Annotated in this window: 16 protein-coding genes; 7 read left to right on the top strand and 9 right to left on the bottom strand. The window is 57.1% G+C overall.

What is annotated here, in order from left to right:
- Positions 1-94 precede the first annotated feature (94 nt).
- Both LEP6406_RS0202555 and LEP6406_RS0202560 read left to right on the top strand, forming a co-directional pair.
- Positions 95-1,465 (top strand): aminopeptidase P family protein, encoded by a 1,371-nt coding sequence (locus tag LEP6406_RS0202555; protein ID WP_008312147.1) that lies wholly within the window; start codon positions 95-97, stop codon positions 1,463-1,465.
- Positions 1,466-1,560: 95 nt separating this feature from the next.
- Positions 1,561-3,207: a Ppx/GppA phosphatase family protein gene (locus LEP6406_RS0202560; RefSeq protein ID WP_008312146.1), complete on the top strand. Its 1,647-nt coding sequence runs from the start codon at positions 1,561-1,563 to the stop codon at positions 3,205-3,207.
- A 141-nt stretch (positions 3,208-3,348) separates the two neighbouring features.
- On the opposite strand, the gene LEP6406_RS0202565 is transcribed toward LEP6406_RS0202560, so the two are convergent.
- A complete protein-coding gene (locus tag LEP6406_RS0202565; RefSeq protein ID WP_008312145.1) occupies positions 3,349-3,750 on the bottom strand; it encodes a ribosomal maturation YjgA family protein in 402 nt (133 codons plus the stop codon).
- 282 nt (positions 3,751-4,032) lie between these two features.
- Here LEP6406_RS0202565 and LEP6406_RS26340 point away from each other — a divergent pair, with 282 nt between their 5' ends.
- Entirely contained in the window at positions 4,033-4,812 is a 780-nt protein-coding gene (locus tag LEP6406_RS26340) for a DUF4231 domain-containing protein (RefSeq protein ID WP_008312143.1), read from the top strand.
- Positions 4,813-5,148: 336 nt separating this feature from the next.
- Complete coding sequence (locus LEP6406_RS0202580; protein ID WP_027268774.1) at positions 5,149-8,184, top strand: TIR domain-containing protein; 3,036 nt, start codon at positions 5,149-5,151, stop codon at positions 8,182-8,184.
- Between the two features lie 84 nt (positions 8,185-8,268).
- Here LEP6406_RS0202580 and LEP6406_RS0202585 read toward each other — a convergent pair whose 3' ends face one another.
- The 5 genes from LEP6406_RS0202585 to hmpF all read right to left on the bottom strand — a co-directional run bounded on the left by LEP6406_RS0202585 (position 8,269) and on the right by hmpF (position 12,429).
- A complete protein-coding gene (locus LEP6406_RS0202585; protein ID WP_008312141.1) occupies positions 8,269-8,658 on the bottom strand; it encodes an MAPEG family protein in 390 nt (129 codons plus the stop codon).
- 47 nt (positions 8,659-8,705) lie between these two features.
- A complete protein-coding gene (locus LEP6406_RS0202590; protein ID WP_008312140.1) occupies positions 8,706-9,596 on the bottom strand; it encodes an NAD(P)-dependent oxidoreductase in 891 nt (296 codons plus the stop codon).
- Positions 9,593-10,342 (bottom strand): class I SAM-dependent methyltransferase, encoded by a 750-nt coding sequence (locus LEP6406_RS0202595; protein ID WP_008312139.1) that lies wholly within the window; start codon positions 10,340-10,342, stop codon positions 9,593-9,595. Before LEP6406_RS0202595 ends, LEP6406_RS0202590 begins: the two co-directional genes overlap by 4 nt.
- A gap of 111 nt (positions 10,343-10,453) precedes the next feature.
- Positions 10,454-10,669, bottom strand: coding sequence for a hypothetical protein (locus tag LEP6406_RS0202600; RefSeq protein ID WP_008312138.1), 216 nt, complete (start codon positions 10,667-10,669; stop codon positions 10,454-10,456).
- Positions 10,670-10,671: 2 nt separating this feature from the next.
- Positions 10,672-12,429, bottom strand: a complete 1,758-nt coding sequence (gene hmpF, locus LEP6406_RS0202605) for a pilus motility taxis protein HmpF (RefSeq protein ID WP_008312137.1) — start codon at positions 12,427-12,429, stop codon at positions 10,672-10,674.
- A 381-nt stretch (positions 12,430-12,810) separates the two neighbouring features.
- Here hmpF and dusA point away from each other — a divergent pair, with 381 nt between their 5' ends.
- The 3 genes from dusA to LEP6406_RS35565 all read left to right on the top strand — a co-directional run bounded on the left by dusA (position 12,811) and on the right by LEP6406_RS35565 (position 14,348).
- Entirely contained in the window at positions 12,811-13,848 is a 1,038-nt protein-coding gene (dusA, locus tag LEP6406_RS0202610) for a tRNA dihydrouridine(20/20a) synthase DusA (RefSeq protein ID WP_008312136.1), read from the top strand.
- Between the two features lie 87 nt (positions 13,849-13,935).
- Positions 13,936-14,202: a DUF433 domain-containing protein gene (locus LEP6406_RS31835; RefSeq protein WP_008312135.1), complete on the top strand. Its 267-nt coding sequence runs from the start codon at positions 13,936-13,938 to the stop codon at positions 14,200-14,202.
- Positions 14,112-14,348 (top strand): DUF433 domain-containing protein, encoded by a 237-nt coding sequence (locus LEP6406_RS35565; protein WP_263971235.1) that lies wholly within the window; start codon positions 14,112-14,114, stop codon positions 14,346-14,348. The genes LEP6406_RS31835 and LEP6406_RS35565 overlap by 91 nt, the downstream gene beginning before the upstream one ends.
- Here LEP6406_RS35565 and LEP6406_RS0202620 read toward each other — a convergent pair.
- The 3 genes from LEP6406_RS0202620 to zds are packed head-to-tail and all read right to left on the bottom strand — an operon-like array spanning position 14,249 to position 18,045.
- Positions 14,249-16,132, bottom strand: coding sequence for a hypothetical protein (locus LEP6406_RS0202620; RefSeq protein ID WP_155834615.1), 1,884 nt, complete (start codon positions 16,130-16,132; stop codon positions 14,249-14,251). The two genes, LEP6406_RS35565 and LEP6406_RS0202620, sit on opposite strands and share 100 nt — an antisense overlap.
- 8 nt (positions 16,133-16,140) lie before the next feature.
- Complete coding sequence (locus tag LEP6406_RS0202625; RefSeq protein WP_008312130.1) at positions 16,141-16,587, bottom strand: SRPBCC family protein; 447 nt, start codon at positions 16,585-16,587, stop codon at positions 16,141-16,143.
- 3 nt (positions 16,588-16,590) lie between these two features.
- Positions 16,591-18,045, bottom strand: coding sequence for a 9,9'-di-cis-zeta-carotene desaturase (gene zds / locus LEP6406_RS0202630; protein WP_008312128.1), 1,455 nt, complete (start codon positions 18,043-18,045; stop codon positions 16,591-16,593).
- Positions 18,046-18,194: the final 149 nt, after the last annotated feature.

The following is an 18,194-nucleotide window of genomic DNA, read 5'->3' on the forward strand; positions in this document are numbered from 1 at the left end:
CACCCCCTCACCCCCCCACTCCCACCCCCAGACAGATGACGACAACCCCAAACCCCTCGTAGCATGAAATAACTGTTTCCCCCTTACTGAATCCATGACCTCCACCGTGGCCCCCTCCGCCCTTGTTGAAACCCTGCGGCAGCGCCGACAGCGGCTGGCGCAACGGATTGATTTCCCGGTGGTGCTGTGGTCTGGTCAGCCCGTCTCTCGTAATTTCCCTGCACTGACCTATCCCTTTCGGGCCAGCAGCCATTTTCTCTACTTTGCGGGGATATCTCTACCCAATGCGGCGATTCGGCTAGACGGGGGACGGCTGACTCTGTTCCTAGACGAGGCCAGTCCCAGTGCGGCCCTGTGGCATGGCCCCACCCCCAGTCGGGAAGACCTAGCCGCAACCCTGGGGGCCGATGCCGCCTATCCCCTGGCAGAACTGCCTCGGTTTGCCTCGGGGGTGGCGACCCTGGCGGTGCAGGATGCCGCTACCGCTGCCGAGCAGTTGCCAATTCGTGGCATCATTCAGCCCGCTCAGGATAAGGCTCTGGCCCTAGCGGTAATTGCCCTACGATTGGAACAGGATGCCGCTGCGATCGCAGATATCCGCACTGCCGCCACCGTTTCTGTTCAAGCCCACCGGGCGGGGATGGCGGCAACAGGAACGGCAACTACGGAAGCCCAAGTACGGGCGGCAATGGAGCAGGTAATCCTCAGCCACAACCTGACCTGCGCCTACAACAGCATCGTCACCGTTCATGGGGAAGTGCTCCATAACGAGCAGTACCACCATCCCCTCCAGCGGGGGGATTTACTGCTGGCGGATGTGGGGGCAGAGGCTCCCACAGGCTGGGCCTCGGATATAACCCGCACTTGGCCCGTATCCGGCCAGTTTTCCCCCACCCAACGGGCGGTGTATGACGTGGTGCTGGCCGCCCATGACGCCTGCATTGCCAAAGCCGCCCCCGAGGTGGAATACCGAGATATTCACCTCCTCGCCTGTGAGGTGTTGGCGATGGGGCTAGTGGACTTGGGTATCCTTCAGGGTGACCCCGTGGGGTTGGTAGAACGGGATGCCCATGCCCTATTCTTTCCCCATGGGGTGGGGCATCTACTGGGTTTGGATGTGCATGACATGGAGGATTTGGGCGACATGGCGGGCTACGCCCCCGGTCGCCAACGCAGCGATCGCTTTGGGTTGGGCTATCTCCGCCTCGATCGTCCCCTTCAGGCCGGGATGGTGGTCACCATTGAACCGGGCTTTTACCAAGTCCCCGGCATTTTGCAGGATCCCGATCGCCGCGATCGCTACCGCGACTGTGTGAACTGGGATCGCCTAGAGGACTTTGGCGATGTACGGGGCATCCGCATCGAAGATGATGTATTGGTGACCGCCACCGGGGCCGAGGTACTGACTGCCGATCTCCCCACCCTTGCCAGCGAGATTGAGGCCATAGTCCAATCGGAGTGTTAGGGATCTCTAATTAGGGATCTCTATATCAACGAGTTCATCTCGACGAGTTCGCATCCCCCTGTAGGATCTGAAGCAAAGACTTCCCTGAACTGGCTATGGTTGAGACTGCTGCTCCTGAACCTGTTGCGATCGCATATCCCGCCCGATTTGAGCGAGACCCCCTACGCCATGACCGTATTTTGGCGGCGATTGATGTGGGCACCAACTCCATCCACATGGTGGTGGTCAAAATTCAGCCCCAATTTCCCACCTTCACCATCATCGACCGAGAAAAAGAGACCGTCCGTCTAGGTAACTTCAGTGAAGGCACCGGGGAACTGTCGGAGGAGGCCATCGAACGCGGACTCCGCGCCCTGAAGCGCTGTCGGTCCATTGCCGAAAGCTTCCAAGCCGAGGACATCATTGCCGTGGCCACCAGTGCGGTGCGGGAGGCCGATAACGGCCCCGCCTTTCTGGAACGGGTCAAACAGGAGGTGGGTCTAGCCGTCAGTTTGATCTCCGGCACCGAGGAAGCCCGTCGCATCTACCTAGGGGTGCTATCGGGCATGGAGTTTCACAATCGCCCCCACGCCATCATTGACATCGGCGGCGGATCGACAGAAGTGATCCTAGGCACAGGGGAAATTCATCGGTTTCTCAGCAGCACCAAGGTGGGCGCAGTGCGCCTGATGTCCCAATTTGTCACCACCGATCCCCTCAGCGACGAAGAATTCACCTACCTGAGAGCCTATGTGCGGGGTCGCCTAGAACCGCCAGTGGAAGATCTCAAACGCCATCTGGAACCGGAGGAACGCCTGCGACTGGTGGGCACCTCCGGCACAATTGAATGCCTAGCCACCCTCACCGCCCATGATCGTCTCGGGTTTGTCCCCGACCCCCTAAATGGCTTTCAGATCAGCCGGGAAGAGCTAGATCAGTGGATCAAGCGACTACGCAAGATGTCCTATGCTGAGCGCCTTGCCCTGCCGGATATGGCGGCCCGTCGAGCAGAAATCATTCTGCCGGGGGCCATCATTTTGCAAGAGGCGATGGCGCTGTTGGGTACTGAAACCCTCACCATCTGCGAACGGGCTCTACGGGAAGGGGTGGTCGTGGACTGGATGCTCACCCATGGTCTGATCGAAGACCGGATGCAGTTCCAAAGTTCGGTACGGGAGCGTTATGTGCTCAATACGGCCCAGAAGTATAGTGTGCCGATGGATCGGTGCGATCGCATTGCCCGCTACGCCCTCAACCTCTTTGATGCCATCCAGGGCACCCTCCATAACTGGGGTAATCCAGAGCGAGAACTGCTCTGGGCGGCAGCCGTGCTCCATAACTGCGGCCACTTCATTAGCCACTCTGGTCACCACAAGCATTCCTACTACTTGATTCGCCATGGGGAACTGCTGGGCTATACCGAGGTGGAAATTGAAGTCATTGCCAACGTAGCCCGTTACCACCGCAAGAGCCTACCGAAGAAAAAACACGAAAACTACAAGAACCTGCCCAGCAAATACCATCGCCAACTGGTGGCTCACCTCAGTGCTATCCTGCGGGTGGCGGTGGCCCTAGACCGCCGTGGCATTGGCGTGATCTCTGCTGTCAATTACCACTTTATCGATCGCCAGACCCTACAACTAGAACTCACCCCCGCCCGTCCTGGGGACGACTGCGCTTCGGAACTCTGGAATCTAGAGGACAAGAAGGTCTGGTTTGAAGATCTTTTTCAGGTGGCGATCGTTCCTGTATTGAAAGCCTAAATGAATACCCCAGAGCCGCCTGTAATCTAGACAAGGGCATCAACGTAAGCCGAGACAATATGGGTTCCGAGGAATTCAGGAGTTAGGAGCCAGAAGCCAGGAGGGTGCTGAATTCTAACTCCTAACTCCTCCCCAGAAGATTTATCCCGCTTTGAGTTGACGCGGCAGTGCCCTCAGCCAGAGCCAGCCTAGGGTACAGCCCAGAGCATAGTAGGGAAAGTCACCCCAGCTAAAGGTGTTGCCCAACACCAGTCTTCCCGGTAATGTGGCGCGGATGGCCTGAAGCCACAAGGGTTGCCACAGTTGCAGAAACTCCAAGGCGCAGGTGCCCAGAAAAACCCCCAAGGCAATGGCCTCGGGCCGTCCCCGCCGCCACACCATCGCCACCACCAACATCCAAAAAATCTCGTAGGGAATGCCACCAAAGCTGTCATTCAGCCAGGACTGGCCCCAGCCCCGATAGAACTTTGTGATCAGGCCAAAGGGCACAATCACCCCCACACTAATGACCAATGCTCGCCAGCGATACAGTCCTGGGTACATAGAAACCTCACATAGCAATCCTATTTGATTTCCGAAGGCCATCGTAGTGAGGGTTGAGCCCTGTATTCCCGTAGCGTCTCCGCCAAGAGAAAACCCACGGAATAAGATGCTTGCTCACAGTTCATGCAGGATCGCCATAGCAGTCGCCAGTCGAATTAAGGCAAGATTGCGAGTCAATTTGCTGTGGCCCTCACCATCCCAGAGGGCTTCGGTGTCTGAAGCAAATTGGCCAAAGCTATATAAACATATTAGAAGCACTGCCACCCCCATTTTCTAGTCCCCATGGCTAAATCTCAGATGTCCTACCATCAAATGCTGCGGGCAGAAATGTCCACCATTGTAGATTCGCTGGAATTACCGGAACTCTACAAACAATCCATGAAAGCCCGCTGGCTCGACCAAGTCATCTGGACCGATCAAAAAGCAAGCCAGTCCCAAAAACGCTACTATGCCCTCCGCCTGACCACCGTCATTGGTGGAGTAATTATTCCGGCGTTGGTCGCCTTCAACAACTTTGGCCTTGAGAGTGCTGGTGAACAGTACGTCAGAAGTATCTTTCCCCTGGCTCTGTTTGGCTTTACCCAGGTGGTTGCTGTCTGCACCGCCATAGAGGAGTTTTTTCAATACGGCGTGCGGTGGCGACAGTATCGAACCACCGCAGAAAGCCTCAAGAGCGAGGGATGGCAATACTTCCAGATCAGTGGGGCCTATCGCAAAGCCGGTAGTCATCTGCAAGCCTATCCTGTTTTTTCCACCCGAGTTGAGCGCATCATCCGACGAGATGTGCAAACCTACCTGTCGGAAATTGCCAAGGAACAACAGCGGGAGGATGACGATTCTAACGACAAGATGCCTAGTAGTCCCCATCCCTTAAGTCCCCTGAGTAGTGGATTTTTTGCTGGGGTTTCTGCCTCCACTGAGATTGAGCCCCTGGAGCCCAACGATCCTGATGCTATTGCCATTGACCCCCACCTAGAGGGTCTGCGCGATTCCTACCGTCGCCCCCCAATGCCCCCACCCAACCCCCAAGTTCCGCCCGATCGGCGTAAGCCACGACCCTGATGCTCTGTATTAGTACGGATATCATCCAGAGAAGCTAGGATGTTTTCAGGAGTTTTACGGATGTCATCCAACCCCCTACTTTTCCCCGAGACGATGGTCTGCTAAAGATAGCCCCATCACCTGGTCAGCCTTTTCCTAGGGCTGTAGGGCCAAATAGGACTTTCTTTTCGGGAAACAGCCTTAGGGCGGAGCGGTCATGCCATCAGGGTCGTCATCTATCGGAGTTGGGGAATGGGAGAGGATCGGTCACTAGACGAGTTGCTAAAAGGGCCATCCCGACGATCGAAGAATAAATCGGAAGGTTCATCCCCCGTCCCTACCAGCCAAGGGCTGAAGATGGCGGACCTGTTGTTGATGCCCTCGGCTCACCAGTCCCTAGCCAACTGGTTGATGCGACGGTATGAAGCCACCCTGGAGGAAATTGCCGACCGTATAGATCAAGAGCCTGCTGCGGTGCAGGCTACCTTGGACGCCCTCATACACAGGGGCTTGTTGAAGGCGGTAGAAGGTGAACAGGGACTGGTGTATCGGGTTAACCTCGCCCCTAAGACTGGGCGACAAATGCCCAAGGACATCTTTAAGGTTCTGGATAACGCCTCCGAACAGGCCAATGTCTTTATTTCCTATTCCCGCCGGAACAAGCCCTTTGTGGAACGACTCTACACTGCCCTCAGCGCTACGGATCGGGAGGTCTGGGTAGATTGGGAGAATATTCCCTTGGCGGTGGACTGGTGGCAGGAGATTGAATTGGGGATTGAGCTGGCGGATACCTTTATTTTTGTGCTGAGTCCTGACTCGGTCCAGTCTCAGGTTTGCCGCCAGGAAATTGATCATGCGGTGCAACATAACAAGCGCTTGGTGCCTGTGGTCTATCAGGATGTCCAACCGGATCAGGTCCACCCCGAACTGGCGCGGCTCAACTGGATTTTTCTGCGTCCAGAGGACGATTTTGATGGGGGATTACGGGGGCTGCTGGCGGCCCTAGACCAGAATATTGACTATGTGCGCACCCACACGCGGCTCCTATTGCGAGCCTTGGAGTGGGATAACAATGGGCGGGATGCCAGCTATCTACTCCGGGGGAAGGATCTCCATCGGGCTAATGAATACTTGGTTCAGGGTCGAGAAGAGGAACCCAAGCCGACTCCTCTGCACCACCAATATGTGTTGGCCAGTGCGGAGGTGGAGGCGGCGGCCCGTCAAGCAGAAATGGTGCACCAGGCATCCACGTTGGCGTCTCAGCGCCAGTGGTTGCGGTTGGTGTCGGCGGTGTCGGTGCTGACGATCGCCTTGGGATTGACCAGTTTGGGGCTCTATCGCCAAACGGCGGTGGCCCAGCGGGCGGCGGAGCGATCGCACCTGGAAGCTTTGAGCCGTTCGGCGGAGGCATTATTTCTCTCGGACCAGCGCTTTGAGGCATTGATTACCGCTACCCAGGCGGGCCATCTCCTGAAAACCATCACGCCAGCGGTGGAGGATCCTAAACTCTATGCCGCTGTCACCAGTGCCCTGCGACAGGCGTTGGTCTGGGTTCATGAACGGAATCGCTTTGAAGGTCACAGCGCTACGATCTGGCATGTGGCCTTTAATGGGGATGGTAGCCAGATTCTATCTGCCAGTGCCGATGGCACCCTGCGGCTATGGCACCCCGACGGCACCCTGATTCAACTGTTTGAAAGTCCCGGCGCGTCTTTCCATGATGGTGCTATCTCTCCCGATGGCCAGAGCATTGCGGCGGTGGATCTGGAGGGGAATGGCTATCTCTGGAATCTGGAGGGACGCCTTCAGCACCAGTGGCAAGGTGAGGGGAACCAATCTGCCTGGGTGGTGCAGTTTTCCCCTGATGGAGGTGCGATCGCAACGGCAGGGGCGGATGGCCGTATTGACCTGCGGAATACTGAAAATGGGCAACTGATTCGCAGCCTGGGTGAGCACCGCAACGGTATTCAAGCCCTAGTCTTTAGCCCCGATGGGGATACGCTGATTGCCGGAGACTATCAGGGTTGGCTCTACCGCTGGTCCATTACTGGGGAACTCCAGGCTGAGGTCCAAGCCCACCAAAGTCCGATTTTGTCCCTGGCTCTACGGCTAGGAACCGTGGCAGTAGCCAGTGAAGAGGGCCAAGTTTCCCTCTGGGAAGTGGGGCAAAATACCCCCGATCTGACGGCCCTAGAGCAATTTCCAGCCCATGAGGGGCCGGTCAATGCGGTGCAATTCACCCCCGATGGCCAGAAACTGGTCACGGCGGGTTCGGACAAAACCATCCGTTTTTGGAATCGCAACGGTCAACTTCAAACCACCCTGTTGGGGCATACGGGCCAGATTTTTGCCGTCGCTGTCCATCCCACCGCCTCAGTGTTGATCAGTGGCGGTGGTGATCGCGCCCTACGTCTCTGGGATCTGAATCGTCCCCACATTACTGCCCTTCAGGACCACCAAGAGGGGGTTAACAGTGTGGCGATTTCCCCCGATGGCGACACCCTGGCCTCCGTCGGTGACGACCAAAAACTGCGCTTGTGGGGCAGAGACGGCACCCTTATCAATACCCTGGAAGGCCCCCAGGATCGCATCTTGGCGGTAGAGTTTCACCCCGACGGTCAACGTCTGATAGGGGGCAGTGCGGATGGCAATCTCTACCTGTGGCATCGAGATGGACGCCTGCTCCAGACCTTGACGGGGCACCAGGATAATGTCAATGGGGTCGCCTTTAGCCCCGATGGCACCCTGATCGCCTCTGCCAGTGATGATAATCGCAGCTACCTGTGGACCCTGGAAGGTACGCAAGTTCAAACCCTGGAAGGCCACCAAGATGGGGTTATAAGTGTGGACTTTAGCCCTGATGGCACCACCCTGGCCACCACCGGTTGGGATCACCGCATACATCTGTGGACGGTGGAGGGGGAGCGGTTGAAAACCTTCACGGGTCACCAGGGCTGGGTCTTTGATGTGCAGTTCAGCCCCGATGGTACTCTGCTGGCTTCCGCCAGCCACGACAACACGGTACGTCTGTGGGATGTGGCTACGGGGCAACCTACGACCACCCTAGAGGGTCATCGCGACAGTGTGCAGTCGGCGGTGTTTACCGCCGATGGTGATGGGATCGTTACCGCCAGCAGCGACAATACCATGCGCTTCTGGGATTTGGAGGGTACCTTGCAGTCCACCCTATCTGGCCATAGGATGGCCCTCAATGATGTGGCGGTTGATCCCCTGGGGCGCTATGTGGTCTCCGCCAGCCGCGATCGCACGGTCCTGATCTGGAACCTGACCAATATGGATACCTTGGATAGCCTGCTGGCCAGTAGCTGTGACTGGCTGGTGGACTACCTGCACACCAATCGCACGGGATTGGAGGATATTTGTCGGGAGTGATGGGTGAGAGAGTTTTGGGTTTTGAGTTTTGAATTTTGAGTTGCAAGCCTCTTGGGGGCGCGGTTTCCGTGCCTAATGCAGGGTTTAGATCACCAGTCGCCAGACAATGACCCACAGGGCAAAAAATGCGGCGAAAAAGGTGAGGGATCGTAGGGTGGGAATCCCTAGAACGTAAAACACCCCATGGAGAATCCGCATCACCACGATGACAATACTTGAGATCGCGGTAATGTCATCCGCCTGCCCCGTCACCGCCGTCGTTAAGATCACCACTGCAAACATCACCAAATTGTCGTGGTGATTGCGCTGCGCCCGATCTGCCCGTCCCACCCAGAGGGGAACCTCTACCGGCGTCTCTCGATTACTCAGCGCCCATTTCACCCCACCGGCCTGCACCCGTGCGATCGCGGGGCCATGGTTCAGTGGCACCGTCCATAGGGCCAGAATTAGCAAACAAATCAAGTCAATCGTCATAGAATTCAAACCTGAAAATTCAAAATTCAAAATTCAAAACTCAAAACTTAAAATTCCAACCCCGCCTGCTGCCGCACACTACGGACGATCGCAGACAAATCTTCATCCCCATACCCCTGGGCGATCAGGCCCGTTTCTATCTGATCCACATAGGTTGCCATGGGCACCGTCACCCCCAATTCGCGGGCAGCGTCTAGGGCGATCTTCAAATCCTTTTGGTGCAGACGCATCCGAAAGCCGAGGGGATATTCATTGGCGATCATATTGCCGGAGCGATGGGTGAGGCTCCAGGATCCAGCAGCACCGCTGCCCACGGCTTGCACGACCTGCTCCATATCCAGTCCTGCTTTCATGCCCAGCGTCATGCCCTCCGCCACGGCCCAGTAGGTGCCCGCCACGATGATTTGGTTAATGGCCTTGGTCAACTGCCCCGACCCCGTGGGGCCAATGTGGGTGATGGTGTTACCCAGGGCTGACAACAGTGGCCGGACCCGCTCCAGATCCGCCGCTGTGCCCCCCACCATGATCGATAGGGTTCCGTTTTTGGCCCCTTCGGAGCCGCCGGAAACGGGGGCATCGAGAAAGGCAATGTCCCGTTCTGCCAGCACTGCTGCCATGCGCTGGGTGGCGGTGGGGCTAATGGTGGACATATCCACCACCACCGTCCCCACTGCGGCTCCGTGGATCACCCCCTGCTCTCCCAGGAGGACGGATTCCACGTCGGGAGTGTCGCTGACACAGGTGATCACCACCGTTGCGGCTGCCGCTGCTGCCTGGGGCGACTCCGCCCGCTGGGCTCCCGCTGCTGCTAAGGGAATTTCGCGATCGCGGGTGCGATTATGGACGATTACCGAATATCCCGCCTTGAGCAAGTTCAGGGCCATGGGTGCCCCCATCGTTCCCAGGCCAATCAGCGCCACAGGCATCACCCCGGTCATTGGCTGCTCCGGCTGTAGCAGCGGGCCGTCACCAGATAGGGGTGAAACTCCTCAATAAACAGGCTTGGCAGCGTCTCCATAAACCGCCGAATTACCAGGGGATCATCCAGATGGAAGGGATATTCGTTGTTTCGGCCCTTATGGAAATACCAGTTGCCAATCAGCTTGCCCTGGGGGTGTAGATGGGCGTGGAACTGGTGTAGTTGGGCAACGGGATCGGGTAAATGCTCAAACACATCAAAACAGACCACGGTGTCAAAGCGGGCTTCAGGGGCGAGAGTGGCTGCGATCTCAACTTTGTCCGTGAGCTCCAGCCATTCCACCCGCTTCTCCACAAAAGCCCGGTTAAAGGGATTAATGTCACAGTAGACCACCCGCTCCACCGCTGGACAGAGGGCTGCTGCCAGAGTGTGGGTGCCAATTCCTCCGCCAAAATCCAACACCGTCCCCTGGGCATAGTCCTGCACCAGTTCCAGAGTATCGGCAATGTAATCCTCGCTGGTCATGTGCCAGTCCGCCAGATCAAAGAGATACTCATCTCCCACGGTATCGCGGTAGAAACTCTCCACCGTCTGCCAAGAAAACGCCTGACGACTCAACGCCGCCAGATTGTCGGTTGCCCCCTTCAGGCGAGTGTCAAGGCACGTATCGGGATTGGCCAGAAACCGCTCTAGATGGGGTCGAAGCTGAAAATGATCCTGGCGAAAACGTTCAACAGCGGATCTCGTCCTCAATTCCGTAGGCATAGCTGGTCCTATTCAAATCCCATACAGGCGAACATTTCTACTGTGGGGCCGTAGGGGTCGTCTTGGCTAGCGATCGCAGCAAAATCCCCGCCGTCTAATTCAGCTAATTCGCTAATTCAGCTTCAGGGCATTCACCGGCACCTCGTCCCACGACGCCACCGTGCGAAGACGGGCAACCCACCCCGACTGTCGTTGAGCTTCCGTCAGATTGGCCTGGAAAGACTCGTGACAAGCTTGGGCTTGGGCCTGATCGCTACAGGCAATGCAGGAGTAAAGAATACCAGAGGGATCAATCTGCTCGTTGACCCAAATCACAGGATCAGCCATAGCTAGGATGCTGCCGTCGCTTGGGAGACATCTCCAGAGAAACTGGTGATAATCTGCCGCATTTCCGCGATCGCCTGAAGTTGATAATCACTGGCTTCCTGAAACTTCGCGATGGACGCCGCCGTCTCATCCAGTTTTTGTCGTAGGGTGGCAATGCCCTCCTTCACTGGCACCACCAATTCCTCTAGAAGGACAGCCCGCCCCCCTAGGGCCGCCACCTCATCTCGCTTGGTTTGAAGTTCCGCCTCTAGAGCCAGAATTTCGGTTCGAGCCGCTGCTTGAGTTCCCGTCTGCTGTTCGACTTCTTGCTTGAGCTGCTCGATGGTGGCTTGAATCGCCTTAATCTCCGTTTCTAGCGCCTTAATATCCTCAGAGGTTTGTCCCCGGAGAGTATCAATTTGTGCCATCACAGGTTCTAGATCTACCGCGCTGGCAGGAGTTTCGTCAGCAGTAATCCCCTGGCGTCGGCGCAAAACCGCCTGATGTTGGCTGAGGATTTCTTCCCGCTCTAGGAGGTTACGCCGCTGACCCACTAGGGTCTCATTCAACATCTGGTAGCGATCTTGTTCATCCACCAACTCCGTTTCCAGTTGGAGTCGGTCGTATTCACTGGCCTGCGCAATTTTCTGCTTCAGTTCATCAATAGCCTCCAGCTCAAAATTGAGCTCCTCTTCCTGGTCGCTGACAAACCGGGAGACCTTCTCCAGATCCTTTTCTAACTCGCTGACGGTGCTTTTCAGGGCATCTAGGGCCATAGCCTCTAGGGCTGCCACATCAACCTTGTTGCTGAGGCGCACCTTATCAGAGGTGTTGAGCAATTCATAGACCTGTTGATACAGGCTGCTCTGGGTCTGGAGATGGAGGGAGAGGCGCTGGACCCGATCCTGTTTGACACTGAGGAGCTGCCGCTGGAATTTAAGGTTGGCCTTAGTCTCACCTAGGGTCGCTTCCCCCTCCTGCCAGGTTTGCCAACGGGCCTGAATGGCTTCTTGCTCCTGCTGGATTTGGGCCTGCTTGTCCGCTAGAGCTGCTTGTTGATCCGCAAGGGTCTGCTCCTGGGTTGTGAGAGTTCCATTCTGCTGATCTACCGCCTCGTAGGTTAGGTTGAACTGCTCTCGTACCTCCTCCGTAGGGGCAACCGCCCCCATGAGGCGATCTAGGGCATCTTGGATCTGCTGCATTTGGGATTCGTCTAGACCCGCTTGCTGTTGAACATCCGCTTGGCGCTCTTCAAAGCGCCGAATCTCACCATTCAGGTGCGCCCAAGCTCCCTCTAGCTCCTGGGTTTTACGTTCTAGCTCCTGCTTCAACGTTTCCATCTCGGCCTGGGAGGCTTCTAATTCTTGGCGCTGGGCATCGATTTGCTCCGCGTCTGATTCCGCCTGCTCTACCTGCTCTTGACGGGTTTCTAGCTCTAACTCCCGCTGATTCAGGGCTTGGCTTTGGAAGGTGAGGGACTGCTTCCACTGTTCAATCTCCTCTTCCTGGGCCTTGAATTTTTTGCTCTGGCTGGAAAAGTTTTGCAGAATGCCCACTAGGGGACGACCGGCATCGTAGTGACGCTGAATCTGGCGGTTTCCCCCCATTTCCAGCATGACTAAGGCTCCGGCGTTATAGGTCGCGTCATCAGGGGCAGCGACGACTTCATCGCCCGGTACCGTTGTCCACGTCTCGCCCCTCTGGCAGGTCAAAAGCTTAAACTCAGCCTTGCCACTGCCAAAGACTCCACTTTTCTTTTGAACTTCAGCCAGATAAAGCACGCCGGTCGTCCTCTCCCATTGCGATAGTCACCAGGCCAGAAAACCGTAGGCTTACCAAAGGTGGCTCCACAGTAACCCGACCGATGCGGCTACAGCAATCGCTACCTTTGCCCTGCGACTTTCCCCAGACCAAAACGGAGCGATGCACCCTAGGCTCCACATCCATAATGCCTTTAAGCTAGCGCATGATCATCATATTAAGTGACGCATCTACTGTGAAGTTGCTTTGAAGTTACAACGGGGAAATCCAGATCATGCTCTGGGGTGGCTCTATTCCCTTGGACTGGCCTTGCCCGACCCGGTCAAGAACCCTAGGACTAACCTGGGGTGAGATAGGCTAGGGAAGATTTTCATCCTGTTCGCCTGCGCGATCTCACCTCCATGTCTCGGCCCGCTCTGTCCCCTTTGACCCATCCCCTAGCTCCGCAGCAGGGAGGCTCTTCAGAAGTCGTCCAGGGGTTTCCCCTCAGTGTGGCCCCAATGATGGACCGCACCGATCGCCATTTTCGCTACATGATGCGTCAGATCACCCGTCACACGCTGCTGTATACAGAGATGGTGACCTCCCAAGCCATTCTTCGGGGCGATCGGGATCATCTCCTCAGCTTTACCCCGGATGAAAAGCCGTTGGTTCTGCAAGTGGGCGGTGATGATCCCCAGGATTTAGCCGCCTGTGCCCGGATTGCGGCGGACTATGGCTACGACGAAATCAACTTGAATGTGGGCTGCCCTAGCGATCGCGTTCAGAGTGGCCACTTTGGGGCCTGTCTCATGGCCCAGCCCCAGCGGGTGGCGGACTGTGTGGCGACAATGATGGCGGCCAGCCCCCTCCCCGTTAGTGTCAAACACCGCATCGGCATTGATGATCTGGACCACTATGAGCATCTATTCAGCTTTGTGGCTACCGTCGCCGCCACCGGATGTCAGCGGTTTACGGTCCATGCCCGCAAGGCATGGCTCCAGGGCTTAAGCCCCAAGGAGAACCGCACGGTGCCACCTCTCCGTTACGGCGAGGTTCACCGCCTCAAGCAGGACTTTCCCCAGCTATGGATTGAGATCAATGGTGGGTTTACCGACTTGGACCAAGTCGAGCAACAACTCCAGGCGGTAGATGCGGTCATGATTGGCCGCGCCGCCTACGATACCCCCTACCTCTTTGCGGAGGTGGATCAGCGTTTCTTTGGCGCTGATATGTCTCCCCCTTCACGGGCGCAGGTGGTAGCCACCATGCTGCCCTACATCGACTACTGGACAGGCCGGGGGCTTAAGTTGTACAAAATCACTCGACACCTGCTGATGCTGTTCCATGGCCAACCGGGCAGCCGCCGTTGGCGACAAATTCTGACGGAGCAGTCTTCCAAGCCAGGAGCTGGGGTTGAGGTGGTAGAGCAGGGGCTCACTCAGGTCTTGCGTGGATAGCCGTCCCGGCTGTCCACGGTCAGGCAAGATGCCTGACCCACAAGAATTTCACATTATAAGGATCCGGGTTTCTTAGGAGGATTATTAATGGATACTGTTTCAACCATTGCTGAACATATTGAGATTACCCCAGGTGTGTGCGGCGGCAAGCCCCGCATTGCTGGGCACCGGATCCGGGTACAGGATATCGCGGCTTGGCATGAGCAGATGAACCTTTCTCCCGATGCCTTTCTCCCGATGAAATTGTTTATCACCATCCCAGCATTTCCCTGGCGGATATCTATGCGGCGCTGGCGTATTATTACGACCATCGGGAAGCGATTCAGGCTGATATCCGAGCTGGGGAAAGGTTAGTCGCTGAGATTCAGGCTCAGACACCTTCTAAATTGCAGCAAAAGCTTCAGCAGCAGCGCGGCACTGTCTTTGGCGGCAAGATTAACAACACGCCTCCAGGGCGGAGAAGGCTTTCACAGCGGCGGGCAAATAGGGCCGACTGGTAGAGGGCGCGGGGGAGGGTACCCCGTTGGGGAGGGCTGTAGTGGCGACTGCGACGACAATAGTCCCCCAGTAGGAAAATATGGCTGGCGTATTGACTCCAGGCGGCAGCTAGGTCGGGGTATCGCTGTAATAGGGATTGACGCTGTTTGCGAAAGGTTTTGAGATCAATCCCCAAGGCTTGGAAGCGATCGCAATGGTCGCGATAGAAGGGCTCCATTCTGGGGCGCAGGGTGCCTTGGGGGGGCTGGGTGAGGATGACGGCAAACCCCCCCTCGGTTTCAATGGCATCGCTGAAATGAAATCCCCAGTGGCAGGGGTTGAGGGCGTCGATATCTGCCAGGGTCAGCAGCCGTTTGCGGTGGCGGCCATCGGGCCTGGGTTCTCGCAGACGAATTCCCAGGGTTTGGCTAAATTCATCCAGCAGCAGTTGGTTGAGCTTGGCCTGAGCCACTTGGTTGAGGTCGGAAATGCGATGGTCTTCGACTGGCCTTTTGCCATCGCGCAAAAATGTCGCCTGGGCATACTGGGGCAGGGGATTTCCTTCCTCCAGTACTTGATTTTGAGCCTGGTAATGCTCAATGCGAATGTGTTTCTCTTGGCGGATCGATCGGTAGTTCTCCGCCGCTAGGGGCTGAAGGAGACTTCCCTGTACGACCGTTTCTACTGGCATGGCTGTTGGCGTTTCTGCGGTCGTTTTCGCGGTCGATGTCGGTACTAGCGTTTGGTCAAAGCTGGCCGCATCCACCCGAATCAGCCCGACCAGAGCATTCCCTTCCAACACGGTAAAGGCAAGGGAGGGCAAGGGAGCTAGCCCTTGGGCGGGGGTCGTCGTCGCCAACAGCGCCCAGTACAGTTGACACCGGGTAGCGGCCACGGCTTCGGGCCGTAGATCCACCCCGTAGAGGTGGCGCGTCAGGATGTGGGCTGTCAAGCGCCAAGCGGGGTTTGGCCCCTGGGGGTGGAGGGCCTCTGCCCAGCGCCCTAGGGCCAGACTGGAACTGTGGCGGGCATAGCGCCAGCAGGCGTCATAGAGGCGATACAGGGGCGGCAGGGCGGCCCGGAGTAGTCGCCCGGAGCCACAGGCGGGGTCTAGCACCGTGGTCCGGGGCAGGATGGTCTCGACTAACCGCTGGCAGAGATCATCCCCCAGATCGGCGATCAAGGACTCCAGGTCAGGAAAGGTCTGGCCTGTCTCCTGGGCTAGGGCGGAGAGCATCGCGTCCCCAATTACCGCTTCCACGGTGGCAGTGAGTCCAGGGTCAGGACTCTCCGAAGTCATCGGGGCAGAGGCGAGCCACTGCTCAAAGGCGATCGCAAGGGTATCTAGGGGAATGACATCGGGCTGCTCTGCCAACCAGGCCAGCAGCGCTTCCCAGGGCTCGTCGGCCATCTGGAGGTCAGGGCGCAATTCCCAGGGCTGAGGTTCAAATAGGCTAGAACCCAGGTAGGGGAGCGTCCCCAGTTGGGGGCCTAGGGCCGGGGGCCGTTCTGGGGGAGGCAGGCCAAACCCCTGGCAGCATAGGGGTAGGATCACTTGGGAAAAAAAGCGATCGCGACCCTGCTCCTGGCTATAGCCCAGCAGGGTTTGCAGATACCAGGGATCGGCCCCCGGTAGCCATCCCCCCCGTTGCAATACGTGAATGAGTAGTAACCGACAGATCAGCAAATGGGCGTAGTAGCGACGCTGAGGCTCACTCAGGCCCATCCCAATGGCCGCTTCTATGGCTTGGGTATGCCGCTGGAGGTCAGTCCCCAGGGCCATGGCGGTGGTTGGGGTTGCGCCCACCCGTGCCGCTACTGCCGCCGCTGGGCAGCGAGGGCATAGTCGCGAAAGCGGTCTAGGTCGGCTTGAATGGTGGACTCCACCACTCGACCGAGGAAAAGATTGTCCATCAGCTTGCCCAGGAGACTGGGAATCGAATAGGCCACGGTCATTTTTACCGTACTGCGACCCTTGCGATCATAGAACCGAATTGCCCCACGATTGGGTAGGCCATCCACTGACTCCCATTGGATGATCTGGTGGGGCACCAGCTTAACAATGCGGGAGAGCCAGCTAAACTCTAGGCCCCCAGTGGCTAACTTCCAGCGAGACAGTTCGGGATCTTCCTCTAGAATGCGCACCGACTCGATCCACTTCATCCAGTTGGGCATTTGTTCTAGGTCTGACCACAAACTCCAGGCCAGATCGATGGGCACGTCTACTTCGACGAATACGCTGTGTTCTAACCAATCGGCCATGGGCTACACGGGTACAGGAATAGGGTCAAGGATGGCCAGGATAGCCTTGGCGGCTTGACGGCCCGACAGGGTCGCCCCCTCCATACTATCGATGTAGTCCTGCTGAGTGTAGCTGCCGGCCAAGAAGAAATTCCCCACCGGGGTAATTTGATTGGGGCGATAGGGGTCCATTCCCGGTGCTTCCCGATAGAGGGACTGGGCCAGCTTTACCACATTGAACCAGGTCATCGTCAGTTCCCGAGAACTGGGGAAGAGGTCGTGGATTTGCTTCAGGGCATGCTGGGCAATTGCCTCGCTGCTAAGCGCGATGAAGGGATCCCCCGGTGTCAACACCACCTGCATCAGGGAGCCTTGGCCCTCACGGTAGTAGTCCTTGGGGCTGGCTAGGGCTAAGTCGGCAAAGCAAGAGAAGTCGGCATCGGCGCTATAGAGCAGATTGTCGATGCCCGCTGCCTGTTGTACTTGGCGACGCTGGGCTTCATCTACCATTTCTGTCACCCAGCCGTCAAAGCGGAGCTGCACCGTGACTACGGGGACTGCTTCTAGTTTGTAAATGTTGTCAAACTGGGGCCATTGCCGCCAAGCTTCCGGCAGCAAACGCTGAATGCCGGGAACATCACAGGCGGCTAGGTAGGCGTCGGCGGTGACCACTTCTTCGGTGCTCCCCTGGGCGATGACTAATCCCGTTACCTGAGTTTTACCGTCGATGTCTTCAAATAGGATACGTCGGGTCTGGCGGCGGGTGTGAATCTTGGTTCCCCGCGCTTGCAGGTAGTTCAAAATCGGCTGGTGGAGATGTTCCTGGGGGGAGCCCGCTAGTAGGTTCAGCCGGGAGGCGTCGGTTTTTGCTGCGAACATCATGAAGATGGTGAGCATGCAGCGGGCGGAAATGTTCTCGGTGTCAATAAAGCCTAGGGCTAGGGCAATGGGATCCCACAGGCGTTTGAGGCTGTTTTGGGATCCGCCGTGGCGGCGAAACCAGTCGGCAAAGCTGACTTTGTCTAGGGCGCGGATCCATTTCATGGCTTGGTCATAGTTGACTAAGCCGGGGACGATGGGGCTGGTACCGAGTGCGATCGCGTTTTGCAGCTTGTCTTGGAGGGTGAGTTGTCCGGTGGTGAAGAAGGCTTTTAGGCCATGGAAGGGAGCCCCGAGGAGGAAACGAAAGTCCAGGGTGGCAATTTCGCCACCCCGATTGATAAAGGTGTGGACATGGTCCTTGGGCAGCAGGTTCTCAAAGGCCCCTACCCGTTGCATCAGGGCAAAGAGGTTGGTGTAGTTATTGAAGAAGACGTGCAGGCCCATTTCGATATGGTTGCCGTCTTGGTCTACCCAACTGCCGACCTTGCCCCCGACAAAGGGACGCGACTCAAAAATCTCGACCTCGTGACCCGCATCCGCCAGATCAACGGCGGTGGATAACCCGGCCAGCCCCGCTCCAACAATCGCAACTCGCATGGGCCGTTAATGATCCTTTCAGAATGGCTTTACTTATTTTAATATTTCGCCGCCTATTTCGCTGACATCCTGTTCTGGCAGGTTACCCGGCACGGGGCAGGGCGGGTTTTGAGCCTCTCATCCTGGATGCCCCAGTCAATACGAGCCAG

The sequence above is a fragment of the Leptolyngbya sp. PCC 6406 genome (assembly GCF_000332095.2).
Lineage (GTDB): Bacteria > Cyanobacteriota > Cyanobacteriia > Phormidesmidales > Phormidesmidaceae > PCC-6406.

Bases quoted from the DNA above. Each gene is read 5' to 3' on its own strand.
- LEP6406_RS0202555 (WP_008312147.1), top strand. From the start codon at position 95: ATGACCTCCACCGTGGCCCCCTCCGCCCTTGTTGAAACCCTGCGGCAG.
- LEP6406_RS0202580 (WP_027268774.1), top strand. From the start codon at position 5,149: ATGGCGGACCTGTTGTTGATGCCCTCGGCTCACCAGTCCCTAGCCAAC.
- LEP6406_RS0202595 (WP_008312139.1), bottom strand. From the start codon at position 10,342: ATGCCTACGGAATTGAGGACGAGATCCGCTGTTGAACGTTTTCGCCAG.
- LEP6406_RS0202585 (WP_008312141.1), bottom strand. From the start codon at position 8,658: ATGACGATTGACTTGATTTGTTTGCTAATTCTGGCCCTATGGACGGTG.
- LEP6406_RS0202590 (WP_008312140.1), bottom strand. From the start codon at position 9,596: ATGACCGGGGTGATGCCTGTGGCGCTGATTGGCCTGGGAACGATGGGG.
- LEP6406_RS0202565 (WP_008312145.1), bottom strand. From the start codon at position 3,750: ATGTACCCAGGACTGTATCGCTGGCGAGCATTGGTCATTAGTGTGGGG.
- LEP6406_RS0202600 (WP_008312138.1), bottom strand. From the start codon at position 10,669: ATGGCTGATCCTGTGATTTGGGTCAACGAGCAGATTGATCCCTCTGGT.
- dusA (WP_008312136.1), top strand. From the start codon at position 12,811: ATGTCTCGGCCCGCTCTGTCCCCTTTGACCCATCCCCTAGCTCCGCAG.
- zds (WP_008312128.1), bottom strand. From the start codon at position 18,045: ATGCGAGTTGCGATTGTTGGAGCGGGGCTGGCCGGGTTATCCACCGCC.
- LEP6406_RS26340 (WP_008312143.1), top strand. From the start codon at position 4,033: ATGGCTAAATCTCAGATGTCCTACCATCAAATGCTGCGGGCAGAAATG.
- LEP6406_RS0202625 (WP_008312130.1), bottom strand. From the start codon at position 16,587: ATGGCCGATTGGTTAGAACACAGCGTATTCGTCGAAGTAGACGTGCCC.
- LEP6406_RS31835 (WP_008312135.1), top strand. From the start codon at position 13,936: ATGGATACTGTTTCAACCATTGCTGAACATATTGAGATTACCCCAGGT.
- LEP6406_RS0202560 (WP_008312146.1), top strand. From the start codon at position 1,561: ATGGTTGAGACTGCTGCTCCTGAACCTGTTGCGATCGCATATCCCGCC.